General features: G+C 58.2%; 2 protein-coding genes. Both read left to right on the forward strand.

Going from position 1 to position 2,487, the window contains the following annotated elements:
• Positions 1–221 precede the first annotated feature (221 nt).
• Positions 222–1,763 (forward strand): IS21-like element ISAs29 family transposase, encoded by a 1,542-nt coding sequence (istA, locus tag OKB81_RS20005; protein ID WP_039272517.1) that lies wholly within the window; start codon positions 222–224, stop codon positions 1,761–1,763.
• A 14-nt stretch (positions 1,764–1,777) separates the two neighbouring features.
• The coding region (gene istB / locus OKB81_RS20010; protein WP_270805413.1) for an IS21-like element ISAs29 family helper ATPase IstB at positions 1,778–2,487 on the forward strand (710 nt) is incomplete at its 3' end.

The raw sequence follows: 2,487 nt of genomic DNA on the forward strand, positions 1-2,487 counted from the left end.
TGCATATTCCGGCCGATCATGAACACCGATTCCGGTTCAACGTGAACACCATTTCCGGACCAATGTGAACGCTCATTCCGGCTCAACCTGAACACTTTGCCCCTCCTTTCCGGAAACAGTGTTCAACATCCCGGAATCACTGTTCACATTCACCAGAATCATCCTTAACGCATTGATTTAACAACCTTTGATACGCTCTCCCTTTTGCCAGGGAAGAGCCTATGTCTGCCAAGAGGATTGCAATGCGTAAAATTCGTGAAGTGCTGCGACTGCGGCTGGAAGCTGACCTCTCTGTTCGCCAGATAAGTTGCTGCACCAAGGTCAGCGTTGGCTCCATCCAGAAACTCCTCAAAAGTGCCCAGGCGCTCGGCCTGACCTGGCCCTTGCCCACCGAGCTTGATGATGGCCGACTGGCTGCCCTGTTCTATCCGCAGGCCGATACCACCATCTCGGCCCGCCATGTCGTGCCGGATTGGCCCTCTGTCCATCAGGAGCTCAAGCGCAAGGGGGTCTCCAAACAGCTGCTCTGGGAGGAGTACACCCAGCGCTATCCCAATAGCTGTTACAGCTACTCCCAGTTCTGCGACCGTTACAAGTCCTGGTGTCAGTTGCAAAAGCGCTCCATGCGCCAGATCCATAAGGCGGGGGAAAAGCTCTTTATCGACTACTGCGGGCCCACGGTGCCCATCGTGTCGCCGACCACGGGTGAGGTCCGTCAGGCACAAGTCTTTGTCGCCGTGCTCGGTGCGTCCAACTACACCTTTGCCGAGGCCACCTGGTCACAGTCACTGCCGGACTGGCTGCAAAGCCATGTCCGTGCCTTTGAGTTTTTCGGCGGGACACCGGCACTGCTGATCCCCGACAACCTCAAGAGCGGTGTCAGCAAGGCTTGCCGATACGATCCCGAGCTCAACCCCAGCTACCAGCAGTTGGCCGAGCACTATCAGGTGGCGGTGATGCCAGCTCGTCCTTACAAGCCCAAGGACAAGGCCAAGGCGGAGGTGGGTGTGCAGATCGTCGAGCGCTGGATCCTGGCCCGTCTACGCCATCAGACCTTCTTCTCGCTTGCCGAACTCAACCAGTGCATCCGTGCCTTGCTGAACGAACTCAACGAGCGTCCGTTCAAGCAACTGCCCGGTAACCGACGTGACGCATTTGAGCAGTTGGACCGCCCGGCACTGGGACCACTGCCGGTGCATCCCTATCGCTATGTCGCCATCAAAACGGTCAAGGTCAACATCGACTATCACGTCAGCTATGAGCAGCACCATTACTCGGTGCCACACCAGTATGTGGGTCAGCAACTGGAGCTCCATGCAGGCGACACACTGCTTCAGGTCTATCACCAGCAACAGCTGGTCGCGAGCCATCCACGTAAAACCATCCCGGGGATGAGCACGCTCCCTGAGCACATGCCGGAACGTCACAGCAAGCAGCAACGCTGGACCCCAGGGCGTCTTAAACAGTGGGCTGCTGACATCGGACCGAGCACCTTGTGCTGGGTTAGCGAACGGTTGGAAGAGAAAGCCCATGCCGAGCAGGCATACCGACTCTGCCTGGGGCTGCTGAGTCTTAGCCGGGAGTATCCGCCATCACGGGTTGAAGCCTGTTGCCAGTTGGCCAACCGGGAAGGTCTGGTGCGACTCAAGCAGCTCAAGTCGGTGCTGACCAGTGGCCGCGACCAACTGCCCGCAAGCCCGCTGAGCTACCCAGAGTTACCGCAAGAGCACGAGAACATCCGTGGCCCCCAGAGCTTCCACTAAAGAGGATACGCCCCATGACCCAACAAACCCTGACCCGCCTGAGAAACCTGAAACTGACCGGCATGGCGGATGCCGTGCAACAACAACTGGAACATGCGAGTACCTACGAAGGGCTGCCCTTCATCGAGCGGCTAAGCCTGCTGGTCGAACACGAACAACTGAGCCGGGAGCTGCGTAAGCAAACTCGGCTGGTCAAGCAGGCAAGGCTCAAACTCCAGGCCACGGTGCAGGAGCTGGACTACCAGTCAGCACGCAACCTGGAGCGGTCACAGGTAGCAAACCTGGCCCAAGGAGAGTGGCTGCGCCGGGGCCAGAACCTGCTCATTACCGGCCCCTGTGGCTGTGGAAAAACCTACCTGGCTTGTGCGCTGGGCTACCAAGCCTGTCAGCAAGGGCATAGCACTCGTTACTACCGGCTGCCACGTCTGCTGCTTGAGCTGAGCCAGGCCAAGGTAGATGGCAGTTACGCCAGACTGTTGGGTCAACTGGCAAGGATAGAGCTGCTGATCCTGGATGACTGGGGACTGGAGGCGGTGAATGCCGAACAGCGCAACGCACTGCTGGAGATCATGGATGATCGGTATGGGAAATACTCGACGATAGTGGTCAGTCAGCTGCCAACTGAAGAGTGGTACGCGAGCTTGGGTGACAACACCCTGGCAGATGCGATCCTGGACCGGCTGATGCACAACGCTCACCGGCTGTCACTGAAGGGAGAATCGAT

The sequence above is a fragment of the Aeromonas sp. QDB56 genome, assembly GCF_027705505.1.
GTDB classification, from domain to species: Bacteria; Pseudomonadota; Gammaproteobacteria; order Enterobacterales; family Aeromonadaceae; genus Aeromonas; species Aeromonas caviae.

Bases quoted from the DNA above. Each gene is read 5' to 3' on its own strand.
- istA (WP_039272517.1), top strand. From the start codon at position 222: ATGTCTGCCAAGAGGATTGCAATGCGTAAAATTCGTGAAGTGCTGCGA.